9 protein-coding genes and 1 tRNA gene are annotated in these 16,122 nt (G+C 72.6%); 1 reads left to right on the top strand and 9 read right to left on the bottom strand.

The window, feature by feature from the left end; all coding sequences use genetic code 11:
• Nucleotides 1-79: 79 nt before the first annotated feature.
• The 3 genes from STRBO_RS0113110 to STRBO_RS0113100 all read right to left on the bottom strand — a co-directional run bounded on the left by STRBO_RS0113110 (nt 80) and on the right by STRBO_RS0113100 (nt 5,585).
• Complete coding sequence (locus STRBO_RS0113110) at nt 80-955, bottom strand: NlpC/P60 family protein (RefSeq protein WP_005482563.1); 876 nt, start codon at nt 953-955, stop codon at nt 80-82.
• Between the two features lie 190 nt (nt 956-1,145).
• Nucleotides 1,146-5,033 carry a WD40 repeat domain-containing protein gene (locus STRBO_RS0113105; RefSeq protein ID WP_005482560.1) on the bottom strand — a complete coding sequence of 1,296 codons (3,888 nt, stop codon included), beginning with the start codon at nt 5,031-5,033 and terminating at the stop codon, nt 1,146-1,148.
• Between the two features lie 183 nt (nt 5,034-5,216).
• On the bottom strand, nt 5,217-5,585 hold the full coding sequence (locus STRBO_RS0113100; RefSeq protein ID WP_005482559.1) for a hypothetical protein: 369 nt from the start codon (nt 5,583-5,585) through the stop codon (nt 5,217-5,219).
• A 319-nt stretch (nt 5,586-5,904) separates the two neighbouring features.
• On the opposite strand from STRBO_RS0113100, the gene STRBO_RS0113095 reads away from it, so the two are divergent.
• A complete protein-coding gene (locus STRBO_RS0113095; protein WP_005482558.1) occupies nt 5,905-7,275 on the top strand; it encodes a glycoside hydrolase family 43 protein in 1,371 nt (456 codons plus the stop codon).
• Between the two features lie 103 nt (nt 7,276-7,378).
• On the opposite strand, the gene fusA is transcribed toward STRBO_RS0113095, so the two are convergent.
• The 6 genes from fusA to sucC all read right to left on the bottom strand — a co-directional run bounded on the left by fusA (nt 7,379) and on the right by sucC (nt 16,028).
• On the bottom strand, nt 7,379-9,454 hold the full coding sequence (fusA, locus tag STRBO_RS0113090) for an elongation factor G (protein WP_005482557.1): 2,076 nt from the start codon (nt 9,452-9,454) through the stop codon (nt 7,379-7,381).
• Between the two features lie 324 nt (nt 9,455-9,778).
• The gene (locus STRBO_RS0113080; protein WP_005482555.1) at nt 9,779-11,794 is read right to left on the bottom strand and encodes a glycosyl hydrolase; all 2,016 of its coding nucleotides are present in this window, start codon (nt 11,792-11,794) and stop codon (nt 9,779-9,781) included.
• A gap of 287 nt (nt 11,795-12,081) precedes the next feature.
• Nucleotides 12,082-12,166, bottom strand: a tRNA-Leu gene (locus tag STRBO_RS0113075).
• A gap of 174 nt (nt 12,167-12,340) precedes the next feature.
• The gene (locus tag STRBO_RS0113070) at nt 12,341-13,909 is read right to left on the bottom strand and encodes an aldehyde dehydrogenase family protein (protein WP_005482553.1); all 1,569 of its coding nucleotides are present in this window, start codon (nt 13,907-13,909) and stop codon (nt 12,341-12,343) included.
• Nucleotides 13,910-14,001: 92 nt separating this feature from the next.
• Nucleotides 14,002-14,886 (bottom strand): succinate--CoA ligase subunit alpha, encoded by an 885-nt coding sequence (gene sucD, locus STRBO_RS0113065; RefSeq protein ID WP_005482552.1) that lies wholly within the window; start codon nt 14,884-14,886, stop codon nt 14,002-14,004.
• Nucleotides 14,887-14,897: 11 nt separating this feature from the next.
• Nucleotides 14,898-16,028: an ADP-forming succinate--CoA ligase subunit beta gene (sucC, locus tag STRBO_RS0113060; RefSeq protein ID WP_005482551.1), complete on the bottom strand. Its 1,131-nt coding sequence runs from the start codon at nt 16,026-16,028 to the stop codon at nt 14,898-14,900.
• Nucleotides 16,029-16,122: the final 94 nt, after the last annotated feature.

Here is a 16,122-nt window from a genome sequence, read left to right as displayed (position 1 = left end):
CCCGTACGCTGACGCAGCGTACGGGCCGGGCGACGCCCGTGCCGGTGGCCGCCCCCCGACGGTCACCGGCGCGCGTCCGTCAGGGGACGGGGGGTACGTCCTTGCAGTCGGGTACGCCGTCCAGCCAGGCCGGGCCCTTGATGTAGATGTTGGTGACCCAGGCCCTGTAGTCGGGCAGGTAGGACCAGACGTCGTTCTCGTAGCCCTCCGCCTTCACCAGCTCCGCGTGCTTTTGGCAGTACACGCGGATGGTGGTCGAGTACGGGAAGGCGTAGACACGGCCGGACCCGATGCGGGGCTCCTCCTTGGTCCAGACGCCGGTGCCCCAGGTCTGGTGGATGTGGCCGGTGACCTGGCCGGTGTTGACGCGGACCGCGCCGAAGTAGTCGCCGCCGAGGCGGACGTCACTGACCATCAGCCGGGTGCCGGACTGCTTGGCCTCGACCATCTTGCCCGCGCCGAGGTAGATGGCGATGTGGTGCAGGTCCTTCTTGGTGCCGTAGGCCAGCAGGTCGCCCGGGACGAGCGGGGCGAGGCCCTGGGCGGCGGTGAAGCGGGCGGCGGCTCGGTGCGTGTAGTACTGCTGGCTGGCCACGCCGTTGAGGATGTCCGTGCCGCCCGCGGCCTGGGCGTACGCGTACCGCACGAGGCCGGAGCAGTCGAAGCCGCGCCGCTCGGGGTCGTGTTCACTGGCCGGGTCGGTGGGGTCCACCTGCCCGTAGGTGGCCCCCGGCTGGGCGCCGTGGCCGCCGCCCCACGAGTACCAGGTGCCCGCGGCGACCTCGGCGCAGGCCGCGGCGATCGCCCGCTCGGCGGCGGCCGAGGCGCCGGGCGCGAGAACGCCGCAGCCGGCGGCGGGGGCGGCCGGTGCCGCCGAGGCCGTCGACACCGGCGCCCAGAGGAGCAGGGCCATGAGTGCGATCAGTGTGCGGATGACATTGGTCCGGCTCACCATGCCGGAACCCCCGTTCCCTGAAGGTTTCGATGGACTGGGTGGTGGTGGTCGGACAGCAGCCTGCTCGACCCGCGCCCCGCTCGTCGAGACCCGGGTGTCGCCCCCTGCCGACGGGCAACGGGAAACACCTGGGAAACCCCTCGCGAGCAGGGCGGTTGCCGAGCGGCAACGAATCGCCCCGGCCTGTCGCTCAACGCGGCCCGCACGGTGACGAGTCCGCCGGGGCGGGCACCCCGGGCAGCAGTCTCGCGCGTTCCTCGGGCCCGATGCCGGCACGCAACCGGCAGATGTCCGCCAGCCGGGCGCCGGGGTCGAGGTCCCACAGCCGTACGGTGCCGTCCGTGCTGCTGCTGGCCACGGTCCGCCCGTCGGGGGCGAAGTCGACGCCCCAGACCGCGTTCGTATGACCGGTGAGCGTCGCCCACGGCCGCCGTCCGGCGATGTCCCACAGGCGTACCGTACGGTCGTTGCCGCTGCTGGCGAGGGTGCGGCCGTCGGGGCTGAAGGCCACCCCCCGCACCGCGCCCGAGTGGCCGCTCAGCGCGGTCTCGAAGCGGCGGCTGCGGACATCCCACAGGCGTACGGTCCCGTCGTTGCCGCTGCTGGCGAGGGTGCGGCCGTCCGGGCTGAACGCCACCCCCCGCACCGCGCCCGAGTGACCGGTGAGCGCGGCGAGTTCGCGGTGTCCGGCGACGTCCCACAGCCGTACGGTCAGATCGTCGCCGGCGCCGGCCAGGGTGCGGCCGTCGGGACTGAACGCGACGTCGTTGACGAAGTCCTCGTGGCCGCGGAGCACGGCGAGCTGCCGGCGCCCTGCCACGTCCCACAGGCGCACCGTGTGGTCGGAGCCCGCCGAGGCGAGGGTCCGCCCGTCGGGCGAGAAGGCGACGGAGAAGACCTGCCCGCCGTGCCCGGTCAGCTTCTTCAGCGCCTTGTGCCCCGCGACGTCCCACAGCCGGACCGTGCCGTCGGAGCCCGCCGAGGCGAGGGTCCGCCCGTCGGGCGAGAAGGCCACCGAGAACACGGTCTCGGTGTGCCCTTCCAGGGCTGCCACGAGGGTGTGCGTCCGCGCGTCCCACAGCCGTACGGAGTGGTCGGCGTCGGCCGTGGCCAGCAGTTTCCCGTCGGGGCTGTAGGCGGTCTGCCAGACCTCCGTGAACGGACGCGACGTCAGGACCGCCCCGTTCAGGTCCCACAGGACGACCGACTGGTCGAAACCGGCCGTGGCCAGCAGGGCGCCGTCGGAGGTCACGGCCACCCCGAGGACGTAGTCGGTGTGTCCGGCGAGGACCAGGGTCTGCCGGCCGCCGCGCACGTCCCACAGCCGGGTCGTCCCGTCGCCGACCGCGCCGACGACCGTGGTCCCGTCCGGGGTGAAGGCGACGGCGTTGATGTCGTCGCTGCTCCCCGTGAACGTGTCGGTCAGTCGTCCGTCGCCGACGTCCCACAGCCGGACCGTCCGGTCGACGCCGGCGGAGGCCACCGTCCTGCCGTCCGGCGAGAAGGCGACACCCAGCACGTCGTCGGCGTGCCCCTTGAGCGCGTCGACGAGCCGGGCCCGGCCGGTGTCCCAGAGCCGTACGGCGCGGTCGGTGCCGGCGGAGGCGAGCATCCGGCCGTCGGGGGCGTAGGCCAGCGCGTTGACGCCGCCCTTGTGTCCGGGGAGGGCGGCGGTGAGCCGGGGGCGGGGGCCGGTGTCCCACAGCTGGACGGTCCCGTCGGCGGCGGCGACGGCGAGCGTCCCTCCGCGCGGGTCGAAGGCGACCGAGCGCGCGCCCTGGGTACGGCCGCCGAGCGTGCCCGTCCTGCGCTGGCCGCCGGTGGTGCTCCACAGGGTCACCGGCCCGTCGGTCGACGTCACCGCGACCGTGCGGCCGTCCGCGCCGAAGGCGACCGAGCGCACGCGCCCGGCGACGGTGATCCGGGCGAGGACGCGGTGGCCGCCGGCCGTGCGGCGCAGGACGACCGTGCCGTCGGAGCTGGCTGTCGCGAGGCTGCGGCCGTCGGGCGCGAAGGCGACCGCGTTGACCGGGCCGCGGTGTCCGTCGAGCCGCGCGGTGAAGGGCTGTGACTGGGTGCTGAGCAGGGCGCCGCGGGCCTCGGCGGTGGGCGCGGTCCGGTAGGCCTGCTCCGCGAGGAGCATCGACGCCTCCGGCCGGCCACCGGCGAGCGACGCGGAGCGCGCGGCGAGGGCCTGGGAGCGGGCGACGCGCTCTTGGTCGAGGGCGCCCTCACGCTGCTGGTAGGCGAGTCCTCCGGCGGTGACGGCGAGAGCCAGCAGCACGGCGAGCGTGGCGAGCATGGACTGCCGCAGCCGTACCTGCCGCCGGGCCTGGCCGCGGCGCGCGTCCTCCTCGGCCTGACTGGCCCTCAGGAACGCCTCCTCGTCGGGGCCGAGCCTGCTCCAGCCGTCCGACTCCTCGGCCCACGCCCGCACGGTGTCGAGGCGGGTGCCCCGGTAGAGGGCGGACGGGTCGCGGCCCTCGCGCTCCCACTCGGCGGCCGCGTGGGCGAGTTGCTGGTACAGCAGGAGTCCGGCCCGGTCGGCGTGGATCCAGCCGCGCAGCCGGGGCCAGGCGTGCAGCAGCGCCTCGTGGGTGATCTCGACGGTGTCGCTGTCCATCGTGATGAGCCGGGCCCGGACGAAGGCGTCGAGCGCGGCGGCGGCCCCGTCCGCGTCGCCGAGCCGCGCCATCAGGGCGTCCCTGCTCATCCGGCGGCGGGTCGCCCCGGTTCCGTCCATGACGAGCACCAGCCGGGACAGGATGCGGCGGATCGTCTTCTGCTCGGCGGGATACAGGCGCGCGAACACGTTCTCGGCGGTGCGGGCGACCGCTCCCTGGATGCCGCCCGCCCGTTCGTACCCGTCGACGGTCAGCGCGGAGTCCCGGCGCCGCTGCCAGGTGGCGAGCAGCGCGTGGGAGACCAGCGGGAGCGCGCCGGAGGGCGTCTCGTCGGAGCCGATCGCGGAACCCCCAGGGCGCGGGGCCGGGTCGTCGCGCAGTCCCGCGTCCCGCAGCAGCAGCGGGACCAGGCCTGGTTCGAGGGTGAGCCCGGCGAGTTCCGCCGGGAGGGTGACGGACTCCCGGAGTTCCGCCACGGTCATCGGGGAGAGGACGAACAGCCCGTCGGTGAAGACGGGGGCCAGCTCGGGCAGGCCCAGACAGCTGCCGGTGAAGTCGGCGCGGACCCCGAGCACCACGACGGCGGGCGGGTGCGGACACTCCGCCGGCCGGGCGGTGGCGAGGGCGCACAGCACACGGGCGAAGGAGCGGCGTTCGTCCTCGTCCGTGCAGAGGGTGAACAGTTCCTCGAACTGGTCGACGATCAGGACCGGTCGGGGCGGTGGGGGCCGCCGCTCGCCGGGTGCCTCCGGCGGGGCCTGCGATCTGGCCCGTACGGCGCCGAGGAGGGCCCCCGGGTCGTCCCGCACCTCCTCGGCGGTGAGGCCGAGGTCGCTGCCCAGCGCCTTCGCGGTGCGTTCCAGCAGTTCGTCCAGGGGACGTGCGGTGGGGGTGAGGTGGATGACCGGCCAGCGGTCGGCACCCGGCATGGGGAGGTCGCCGCGGCCGAGCGCGGGGACGAGACCGGCGTTGAGCAGGGACGACTTGCCGGCGCCGGACGGGGCGACGAGCATCAGCGGTCCGCTGCCCACCCGTTCGAAGATCCGCTCCACCAGTGCGGCCGTGGCGCGCTCGCGGCCGAAGAACCACTCCGCGTCCTGCGGGGTGAACGCCGACAGGCCGCGGTACGGACACACTCCGTCGGACCGGGGTGGCGTGGTGTCGGAGCCGGGCTCGCGGGGCGGTGTCCGGCGTACCAGGCGCAGCAGTTCGCCCTCGGCGCCCAGGACCTGGTCGCAGAGGCGGGCGACGTCGACCGTGGCGCGTTTCGTACCGGTCTCGATCTTGCTGAGGTAGCCCTTGCTGTAGTGGGTGCGGCGGGCCAGGTCGGTGAGCGACAGTCCGCGTTCGCGCCGCAGTCGGCGCAGTTGGGCGGGGAAGGACAGCGTGGTCGGCGCGGTCCCGTCCGCGTCGTCGCGAGGATCTGGCTCGACTCCGAGCTGCGGGTCCCCCAAGGTGTCCCCCAAGGCAGTGCGGCCGTGAGACGGCGGATGCCCAGGTTACTGTCGGGGTGGTGAGAGCGACCAAATCATTCACCCGGAGTGGCGAAAACACGACGCCCGGAACCGCGGGCAGATGCGGTTCCGGACGTCGTCTCCCCCGTGCCTCGGCGCCTCGTCCCCCGTGGCGCCCGAGGGTTACGGGTTGAGGCGGATCGAGTTGATCGGCGTCATGTACTTGTCGATCGACCAGCCGCCGCCGGGGAGGTAGCCCTCGCAGCCCGTGCCGTTGTACCCGGTGCAGGTCTGCATGGTGGCGCCGCCGGTCTGGTTGTTGATGATGCGGTGGGTCCCGACCATGTTGCTGAGGTTGTGGTAGCCGTAGGTGTAGTACTTGTGCGACGGCTGGTCGTTGTTCCAGCCCGCGTTCTCCGGGTAGATACAGACGTACCCGTCCGGGCAGCCGTGGCTGGTGGCGGCCTGCGCCTGGGTCGCGGTGGCGGTCATCACCGCGCCGGCTGCCAGTACCAGTGCCGCCGCGGTCCGCATCGCCTTGAGCTTGCGCATCGTTCCCCCTTGGTCGTGGGTCCTGCCGTGTGCTGTCGACATCAGAGTTGCCCCGGCCACCGGCCGAGGTCGACGGGTTTCCTGTTGCCCTCCTGTGCGCCGTCCGGGAAACCGGTCATGAGCTGCGCCGATACCGGCCGGAGGCAACGCCGGTGATCTTCGGGGCGGACAAGCGGAACCCCGTCTCGCACAATCCGCGCCCAACCCATTGACGCAAACATGCCCCCCTCTTATCTTCTGATCGAACTTCCGCACAAGAGCCGACATTTCGAACAACCTCCCACGCCTCAGGGCAGTTCGCGCAAAGACGGGACGAGCGTTGAACAGAACCCGCAGGGCGGTCCTCGCCCTCCTGACCTCGGTGGCCGCCCTGCTGGGCCTCACCACCGCCCTCGCCTCCCCGGCCGGAGCCGCCCACCCGGCTGCCGGGCAGGCGACGCGGTACACGATGACCGCGTTCACGAACAGCAGCGAGTCGAACATGTACGTCTACGACTCGCCGGACGCGACCGGCTTCACCCTCCGCAAGGGCCCGGCCTACACCCCGCCCTCCGGCATGATCCGCGACCCCAGCATCTTCAAGCACACGGACGGCTACTACTACCTGACCTACACCACGCGCACCTGGTCGGCGCTCTCCACCACCATCGGCTTCGCCCGCTCCACCGACCGCCTCAACTGGACCTTCCTGTACGACTACACGGTCCCGATCAGCGGCCTGCAGCGCGCCTGGGCGCCCGAGTGGTTCGTCGACACCAACGGCAGCGTCAACATCATCCTGTCCGCGTCCGTCGCGGCCGACGGAGAGTACATCTTCAAGCCGTACAAGCTGACGGCCACCAACTCCGCCCTCACCGCCTGGTCCGCGCCCACCGTGCTCTCCGGCATCGGCCCGAACTACATCGACACCTTCGTCGTCAAGGTCGGCTCGACCTACCACGCGTTCACCAAGAACGAGACGACCAAGTACATCGAGTACGCCACCGCCTCCAGCCTCACCGGCCCGTACACCATCCGCAGGACGGGCAACTGGGCGGGCTTCGGCTCCGGGATGGAGGGCCCGGCACTCGTCCAGCTCGACAACGGGGGCTGGCGGATCTACTACGACGCCTACGGCGCGGGGCAGTACTGGTACAGCGACAGCTACGACGGCTTCGCCACCTGGTCGACCCCGACACAGCTCCCGGGCCTCACCGGGTTCGTCCGCCACCTGACGGTCCTCAAGGAGACCGTGTCCGGCGGTGTCACCCTGCCCACCGACACCACCCGCTCCCTGCAGTCCGTCAACTACACCGGCCGCTACGCCGTGACCCGCTCCGACAACCTCGGCTACGTCGACCCGGTGACGTCCTCCAGCACGACCGCCGTCAAGCAGAGCGCCACCCTCACGGTCGTGCCCGGCCTCGCGGACGCCAACTGCTACTCCTTCCGCACCTCCACCGGCCGCTACCTGCGCCACTGGGACTACCGGATCCGCTCCGACGCGGACGACGGCACGACCGTGTTCGACAAGGACGCCACGTACTGCGCCCGCCCGGGCACGGCCTCCGGCTCGGTCCGCCTTGAGTCGTACAACTACCCCGGCCGGTACATCCGCCACTACAACTACGAACTGCGCCTGGACACCTACCAGGCCACGGACACCTTCCGCGCCGACAGCTCCTTCACGGCGGTGAGCCCCTGGGCCTGACTCCATCGAGCTCCTCCGGCGTTCGAGGAGCGGGGTCCGGAGCGGAGCCCCGGGGACGGGAAGGGGTGGCGGGGACGAGGAAACTCCACGCCCCCGCCACCTCCTAACTCACCGGCACCGTCCCCGGCGCCCGCACATACCCCGCCGGCCGCGCCGTGAACGTCCCCCGCCCCTGCGTCCGGCTGCGCAACCGCGTCGCGTACCCGAACAGCTCGGCCATCGGCACCGTCGCGGTGACGACCACCGACCCGCCCCGGGCCTCGGAGTCCGACACCCGCCCCCGCCGCGCGGCGAGATCCCCGAGCACCCCGCCCACGGCATCCGCGGGCACGGTCACCGTGACATCGGCGACAGGCTCCAGCAGCCCCATCACCCCCACCCGCATGGCCTCCCGCAGCGCGAACCGCCCGGCCGTGCGGAACGCCATCTCCGAGGAGTCCTTGGAGTGGGTCGCCCCGTCCGTCAGCGTCACGCTCAGCCCGGTCACCGGGTGCCCGCCGAGGGGCCCCTCGGTGAGGGCGTCCCGGCAGCCGGCCTCGACCGCGCGGACGTACTCCTGCGGCACCCGCCCGCCGACGACGGTCGAGCGGAACACGAAGCCCGTGGCAGCACGGTCGCCCTCCGCCTCCAGGGGTGCCACGTCGAGGACGACATGGGCGAACTGCCCCGCCCCGCCGTCCTGTTTGACGTGCCGGTGGACCAGCCCGGACACCCCGCGCACGACCGTCTCGCGATGGGCGACGCGAGGCCGGCCGACGACGACGTCGAGCCCATGGCTCTGCCGGACCTTCTCCACCGCCACCTCCAGATGCAGTTCGCCCATGCCGGACAGCAGGGTCTGACCGGTCTCGGGGTCGGTCCGGACGACCAGCGAGGGGTCCTCCTCGGCCAGCCGCGCGAGGGCCGTCGCGAGCCGGTCGGTGTCGGTGCTCCTGCGTGCCTCGACGGCCACCGAGACCACCGGGTCGGCGACGGACGGGGGTTCGAGGAGCAGCGGCGCCGCCGGCGCGCACAGGGTGGTGCCCGCGCGGGCCGACTTCAGCCCGACCACCGCGACGATGTCCCCGGCCACCGCGTGGTCCAGTTCGGCGTGCCGGTCGGCCCGCACCCGCAGGATCCGGCCGATCCGCTCGGTGCGCCGCGTGCCCGCGTCCAGCACGGTGTCCCCCTTCCGGATCGTTCCCGAGTACAGCCGCAGGTAGGTCAGCCGTCCCGTGGCCGTGGCGCTCACCTTGAACGCCAGCGCCGCGAGCGGCACGGTCGCGTCGGCCGGGCGCTCCCGCTCCGTCCCGTCGTGCGTACCGCGCACGGGCGGTACGTCCAGCGGCGAGGGCAGATACGCCACGACCGCGTCGAGCAGCGGTTCGATGCCACGGTTGCGGTAGGCCGAGCCGCACAGCACGACCACGCCCTCACCCGTGCGGGTCAGGTCGCGCAGCGCCGAGGCCAGCGTCCGCGCGCTCAGCGCGGACTCGGCGCAGAACTCCTCCAGCGCCAGGGGATGCAGTTCCGCCACCGCCTCCTCCAGCAGCCGTCGGCGTCGTCGCGCCTCCTCCCGCAGGTCGTCCGGCACCGGAACCTCCGCGGCCGTGTCGTCGCCGTCCGCCCAGACCAGCGCCCGCATCCGGAGCAGGTCCACCACTCCGAGGAAGGCGTCCTCCCGGCCGATCGGCAACTGCACCACCAGCGGCACCGGATGGAGCCGCCGCCGGATCGAGTCGACGGCCGTGTCGAGGTCGGCGCCCGCGCGGTCCAGCTTGTTGACGAAGGCGATACGCGGGACGCCGTGCCGGTCGGCCTGCCGCCACACCGACTCGCTCTGCGGCTCGACCCCGGCGACCGCGTCGAACACGGCGATCGCGCCGTCGAGCACCCTGAGCGAACGCTCCACCTCGTCGGCGAAGTCGACATGGCCCGGGGTGTCGATCAGGTTGATCCGGTGCCCGTCCCAGGCGCAGCTCACGGCCGCCGCGAAGATGGTGATGCCGCGGTCGCGCTCCTGCGGGTCGAAGTCGGTGACGGTGGTGCCGTCGTGGACCTCTCCGCGCTTGTGCGTGGTCCCCGTGGCGTACAGGAACCGCTCGGTGACGGTGGTCTTGCCGGCGTCGACGTGGGCGAGGATGCCCAGGTTGCGGACGGCGGTCAGAGGGTCGGCGTGGGTGGTGACGGTGCTGCGCATGGCCCGTGGCCTTTCAGCTGAGCTGTTTCGGGGCAGCGCGATTCCCGTGCGGGGACGGCGGACGCCGAGAACGTGTGCGTGTGACGGAGCTGTCGCTCCGTCACACGCACAGGGGTTCGACGTCAGACGTGCGTCACGGGCATCCGGTACCGGCCGCGCAGCGGGCACCGGACCGACGAGGACACGAGGATCACCTCGTACAGGGAACGGGGAACGACGACGGCGGTGCGGTCGCACATGGCCGGGCTCCCCTCTCTCGTCACTTGGTGCGGTGAGTCTAGGGACAGCGACGGGGCCGGGTCACCGCATTTTCCGCCGGGTGCTTCACTCGGCCCTGATGTCGTCCACGTGGACGACGCCCTTGGTCACCGTCCCGCCGCCCCGGCCGAGGTACAGATTGAACGCCGTCACCTTGGCCAGACGGGCCGCGTCGAGCACGGCGGTGGGATGCTCGGTGTCCCAGGGAGCGGGCTGGAACTCGCCGAAGGGGGCCTTGATCTCCTGCCCGCTCGTGTCGTCCAGCGGAAACCTGTACTGGAACGGGACTCCGTCGGCGACGATCTCGAGCGCCCCGGCGTTCTCCGAGCCGTCGCCCCGCAGCCACAGCGCCAGGCAGGTGAAGCCGGACCAGTCCGCGACGACCGGCCGGCCGATGCCGGTGAACGCGGCGCCGGTGAAGTCGTAGGCGTAGGCCAGTCCGTAGGAGCCCGAGGACTTGTGGTCGGGCGACAGGGTGAGGGTGTGGGCGTTGAGGTGGGTGTACGCCTCGCCGAGGGCGACATCGTCCCCGGCATACCCCTCGAAGTCGTCGATCCAGCCGGCGGGCAGGGGGGCGGCCTCGCCGAGGAGGACGACGGCGGAGTCGGTGAGGGTCTCACCGCCCACCCGCGCGCGCACGGTGAGGGTCGCCGAGCCCTTCTTGCGCGGGGCCGCGCCGATCGACCAGGTGGCCGAGTGGTAGCCGTCCGCGTCCAGGCGCAGGGGCCGGGCGCGCCCGCCGTCCACGGAGTAGGTGACCCGGCTCGCCCGCGCGGGCGTGACCCGCACGCGGACGGTGGTCCTGGCGGCCGTCACGCGCTGCCGGTCCGTGGGTGTCACCAGATGCACGGACGGGCCGTTCCTGACGGCGGTGGTGCGGGCGGCGAACACTCCCCGCAGATCGGAGGCGAACAGGGTGTAGGGATCCTGATGGAACCGGACGAAGTCCGGCAGCAGGGCGTGCCCCGGGTACGGCACGTAGGCGCGCCTGGTGCCTCCGAAGTTGGCCCACGTGGGCATGTAGGTCACCCGGCGGGCCAGCGGGTCCGCCTCGACGGCCCGCAGCAGACGCGTGAACCACTGCGGGTCGCGGACCTCGGTGCCGCTCTCCCCGAACTCCGTGAGGGCCGGCACCTTGTCCCGCTCGTCGGCCAGCCGGACCACCATGGCCAGGTCCCGCACCAGACCGTCGAGCCAGGGGGTCGGACCGGCGCCCTCGTCGTAGGAGTCGTAGCCGAGGACGTCGACGAAGCGGTCACCGGGGTAGGTCCTGAGGTAGCCGGCCGGGTCCCCACCGAGACTGGAGTTGGGCGAGTAGGCGTAGAGGAGATTGTGTACGCCCTTGGTGTCGCGCAGGTATTCGACGGTGTAGCGGAACAGCTCGATGAACTCGCCCGAGGTGGTGTGACCGGCGCCCCACCAGAACCAGCCCCCGTTGTTCTCGTGGAAGGGCCGGAAGATGACGGGGATGGCGGTGCCGTCCGGGCGCCGCGCGCCCTTGACGGCCTTCGCGAGGCGGTCGAGGAACCGGTTGAAGCGCGCGTGCCGCGCGCCGCCGGGGAGGATCTGGCCGACGACCCGGCCCGAGGTGTCCCGGAAGTCCTTGCCGGTGACGAAGTTCGGCATGTGGGCGCTGAGGGTGTTGATCCCACCGCGCGCGTCCCCCTGCCGGATGCACCGGCTGAGCGCGGCGATGTTCTCGGCGTCGGTGCCGTTCTCGGCGCCGGGGCGTTCGTCGCCGTCGAGGACGAGGGTGTCCCAGCCGAAGACCGCGGGGTAGTCGCCCACCGCCGCTCTGGTGTCGGACGCCCTGCCGTCGGGTGTGGTGAAGGTGAAGCCGTAGGTCAGGTCGTGCTGGTGCCCGAACAGGATGCCTCTGCCCTGCTGCCGCTTCAGGTACGCGAACAGCGCGCGGGTGGCGGGGGTCGCCCGGTCGTCGACGATCCGGACCGGCGTCGGCGTGCCGGGCGGCCCCGAGGGGGAGGCCGCCGTGGCGGCCACGGATGTCCGGGTGCCGGCCGCCGCGGCGACCGCGGCCCCCAGGAGGATGAACGCGCGACGCTTCAGGGGGGAAATGGGCATGTGTCTCTCCGGCACGTGTGGGGGTCCTTCCCGTGACGCGGTCGGCCGGCCGAGAAAGGCGTCCTGGTCGGGGACGGCGCCGGCGCGTGACACGCGTGTGGTTCAAGTGCCGCTATTTGACTAGAGGTTGGGGGGAAAGGAAAGAGCCTGAGCGCGAGCGGGTCGCCTGAAAGGATCACGGGACTCCGCATCCGTGACATCGCCTGGGGCATCGCCCGGGGCCACGAGAACGCGAAGGACCCCGACCGGTCGGTCGGGGCCCTTCGCATGCTCATCGCCGTAGCGAGTGTCCGAGGGGGGACTTGAACCCCCACGCCCGATAAAGGGCACTAGCACCTCAAGCTAGCGCGTCTGCCATTCCGCCACCCGGACCAGGTGTCCGCCGCCTTGCCAGGAGTGCTCCCGGCGGCGACATGGACAACAATACCAAGACTTCGGAGTGCCCTTCACCTGCATATCCGGGCTCCGGACGGGGTCGTGCGGGCCTCGTCACGCAGGCCCGCACGACCTCACCCGCGGTGATCGGACGATCACGCCGCGGCGGTCTCAGGCCGCGGGCGGCATGAGGTGGTACCCGGGGAAGTTCCCCGGCAGCCGCTCCCCCGCCGGACCGCGCGTGACGGCCTTCACCAGCAGGTCGCCGCCGACGAAGGCGCCCCGCCAGGAGGCGCCGAAGCCCCCGAACAGTTCGTCGCGGTCGCCGCGGGAGCGGGGTGTGCCGTGGCCGACCTTGAACGCCCGGATCTGGGGGGCGAGCCGCTCGTACGTCGCCCGGTCGTCGGTGGAGAGGGTGGCGACGAGCGCTCCGTTGGAGGCGTTCATGGCGGCGAGCAGTTCGGCCTCGGTGTCGACCAGGACGATCGTGTCGACGGGGCCGAAGGGTTCCGCGTGGTGGAGCGGGGAGGACGGGGGCGGGTTGAGGAGCGTGACGGGCTGGACGTACGCGCCGGTGTCCTGGCCGGGCAGGAAGCGCGCGTCGGCGAGCCCGCCCCGGTGCAGCGGGACGGCGCCCCGGTCGACGGCCTCGGCGACCTGGTCGGTCAGCTCCTTGGCCTTGGCCGCGTTGATGACGGGCCCGAAGTCCAGCTTCGGGTACGGGTCCTCGGGGTGCTCCACGGCGAGCGGGTGGCCGACCCTGAGGGTGCGGACCGCCGGGAGGTAGGCAGCGAGGAACTCGTCGAACAGTTCCCGCTGGACGACGAAGCGCGGATACGCCGTGCAGCGCTGCTTGCCGTAGTCGAAGAGCTTGGGGACGACGGCGGCGAGGGTGTCCCAGTCGGTGTGGTTCCAGATGCCCCAGGTGTTCAGCCCCTCCTGCTCCAGGACATGCCGTTTGCCCAGGTCGGCGACGGCGGTGGCCACGGCGGCGCCGGTGTCGCGGCCGCCGACGAAGGAGACGCAGCCGATCTCCGGGGCCCGCACGAGCGCCTCCGACAGCTCGCCCCCGCTGCCGCTGACGAGGGTGAGGGGCAGGCCCTCGCGGGCGGCGAGGGCGGTGGCCAGGGTGAGGCAGGCGACGCCGCCGTCGGTCGGGGTCTTGGCGATGACCGCGTTCCCCGCCAGCGCCTGGACCAGCATCGCGTGGACGAGGACGCTCATCGGGTAGTTCCAGCTCGCGATGTTGGAGACCGGCCCGTCGAGGGGGATCCGGCCTTCGAGCATGGGTTCGATTCCGTCGACGTACCAGCGGACGCCGTCGATGGCCCGGTCGACGTCGGCCTGCGCGAGCCGCCAGGGTTTGCCGATCTCCCAGACGAGGAGCAGGGCGAGCAGTTCGCGGTGGTGGGTGAGGGCGTCGAGGGTGGCGGCGACCCGGGCGCGGCGTTCGTCGAGGGGGACGTGGCGCCAGGCCCGGTGCTGGTCGAGGGAGGCCCTGACCGCCTGGTGGGCGGTGATCCCGTCCAGGCGGGGCGGGGCGGCGACGGGACGTCCGTCGACGGGGCTGGTGGCGGGCAGGGCCCGGCCGTCGGGGCGCCAGGCGGCGCTCCAGTGGTTGAGGACGCGGTCGTCCCGGAAGGCCTCGGGGGCGATGGTCAGACAGCGCTGCCAGGCGTCGGTCCAGGCCGTGCCGGACTTCAGGACGAGGGGGGCGGGGGCGAGGGTGGGTGGTGCCATGGGGTTCTCCGCTCTCGGTGCACAGCCGGGGGCGGGGGCCGCGTCGAGGGCCGCATGCCGGGCGGGGCGGACGGGTGTGGTGCGGCAGGAGGTCAGACCTCGCTCTCCAGGGCCGCGAGCACCAGCCCGGCCGTCTCGGTGGGCGTGCCGCCGACCCGCACCCCGACCGCTTCCAGCGCCTCCTTCTTCGCCTGCGCCGTGCCCGAGGAGCCGGAGACGATCGCGCCGGCGTGGCCCATCGTCCTGCCCTCGGGGGCGGTGAAGCCGGCGATGTAGCCGACGACGGGCTTGGTGACGTGGTCGCGGACGTACGCGGCGGCCCGCTCCTCGGCGTCGCCGCCGATCTCGCCGATGAGGACGATCAGTTCGGTGTCGGGGTCGTCCTGGAAGGCGGCCAGGCAGTCGATGTGGGTGGTGCCGACGACGGGGTCGCCGCCGATGCCGACGCAGGTGGAGAAGCCGGTGTCGCGGAGTTCGTACATGAGCTGGTAGGTGAGGGTGCCGGACTTGGAGACCAGGCCGATGCGTCCCGGCTTGGTGATGTCGGCGGGGATGATGCCGGCGTTGGACCGGCCGAGGGTGATCAGGCCGGGGCAGTTGGGGCCGATGATCCGGGTGCCCCGGGAGCGCGCGTACGCCGTGAAGGCGACGGAGTCGTGGACGGGGATGCCCTCGGTGATGACGACGGCGAGGCCGATGCCGGCGTCGGCCGCCTCGACGACGGCGGCCCTGGCGAAGGCGGGCGGGACGAAGACCACGGTGACGTCCGCGCCGGTGACCTCGATGCCCTCGGCGACCGAGCCGAAGACGGGGACGGCGCGGTCGCCGAAGTCGACGGTGCGCCCGGCCTTGCGGGGATTGACGCCGCCGACGACGTTCGTGCCGGCCGCGAGCATGCGGCGGGTGTGCTTCATGCCCTCGCCGCCGGTCATGCCCTGGACGAGGACCTTGCTCTCCTGCGTGAGGTAGATGGCCATGTCCGGGCTCCTCAGTTCGCGTGGGCGAGGTCGGCGGCGCGGCGCGCGGCACCGTCCATGGTGGTGGCCTGGTGGACGAGCGGGTGGTCGCGGTCGTCGAGGATCGCCCGGCCGCGTACGGCGTTGTTGCCGTCGAGGCGGACGACGAGCGGCTTGGTCAACCGCACGCTGTCCAGGGCCCGCACGATGCCGTCGGCGACCGCGTCGCAGGCGGTGATCCCACCGAAGACGTTGACGAGGACGGATTTCACGTCCGGGTCGGAGAGGATGACGGAGAGACCGTCGGCCATGATCTGGGCGGAGGCGCCGCCGCCGATGTCGAGGAAGTTGGCGGGGCGGGCGCCGCAGCCGGCGACCACGTCGAGGGTGGACATGACGAGTCCGGCGCCGTTGCCGATGACCCCGACCTCGCCGTCCAGCTTCACGTAGTTGAGGCCCTTGGCGGCCGCGGCGGCCTCCAGCGGATCGTCGTGCGCGAAGCCCTCGTCGCCCCGGCGGGACTGCCGGAAGCCCGCGTTGTCGTCGAGGGTGACCTTGCCGTCCAGGGCGAGGATCCGGCCCTGTCCGGTGCGGACGAGCGGGTTGACCTCGACGAGGAGCGCGTCCTCGCGGGTCAGCACCTGCCAGAGCCGCATGAGGACGTCGACGCTCTGCGGGGGCAGGCCGGCGGCCTCGGCGATCTCGGACGCCTTCGCCGAGGTGACACCCTCGGCGGGGTCGACGGGGATGCGGGCCACGGCCTCGGGCCGGCTCGCGGCGACGTCCTCGATGTCCATACCGCCCTCGGCCGAGGCGATCGCGAGGAAACGGCCGGCCGCGCGGTCGAGGACGTAGGAGACGTAGAACTCGCTCTCGACGGCGACGGGTTCGGCGACCATCACCGTGCGGACGGTGTGGCCCTTGATGTCCATGCCGAGGATCTGCCGTGCCGTCAGTTCGGTGGCGGCGGGGTCGGCGGCGAGCTTCACCCCGCCCGCCTTGCCGCGCCCGCCGGTCTTCACCTGTGCCTTGACGACGACGCGTCCGCCCAGCCTGCGGGCGATCTCACGGGCCTCCTTGGGCGAGTCGGTGACCTCGGCCCGCGGGACCGCGATGCCGTGTTCCTCGAAGAGTTCCCTGGCCTGGTGCTCGAAAAGGTCCATTCCGGCTCCTGACTCAAAAGTGCCGCACGCCCCCTGGACACCATCCATGGGATGCGGGATAACAAGGTTCATACAGTATTCGTCGACTGTATGC

Source organism: Streptomyces bottropensis ATCC 25435 (genome assembly GCF_000383595.1).
Classification (GTDB): Bacteria; Actinomycetota; Actinomycetes; order Streptomycetales; family Streptomycetaceae; genus Streptomyces; species Streptomyces bottropensis.
The sequence above is the reverse complement of the archived record's forward strand: the minus strand, read 5'-3'. Positions and strand labels throughout refer to the sequence as shown.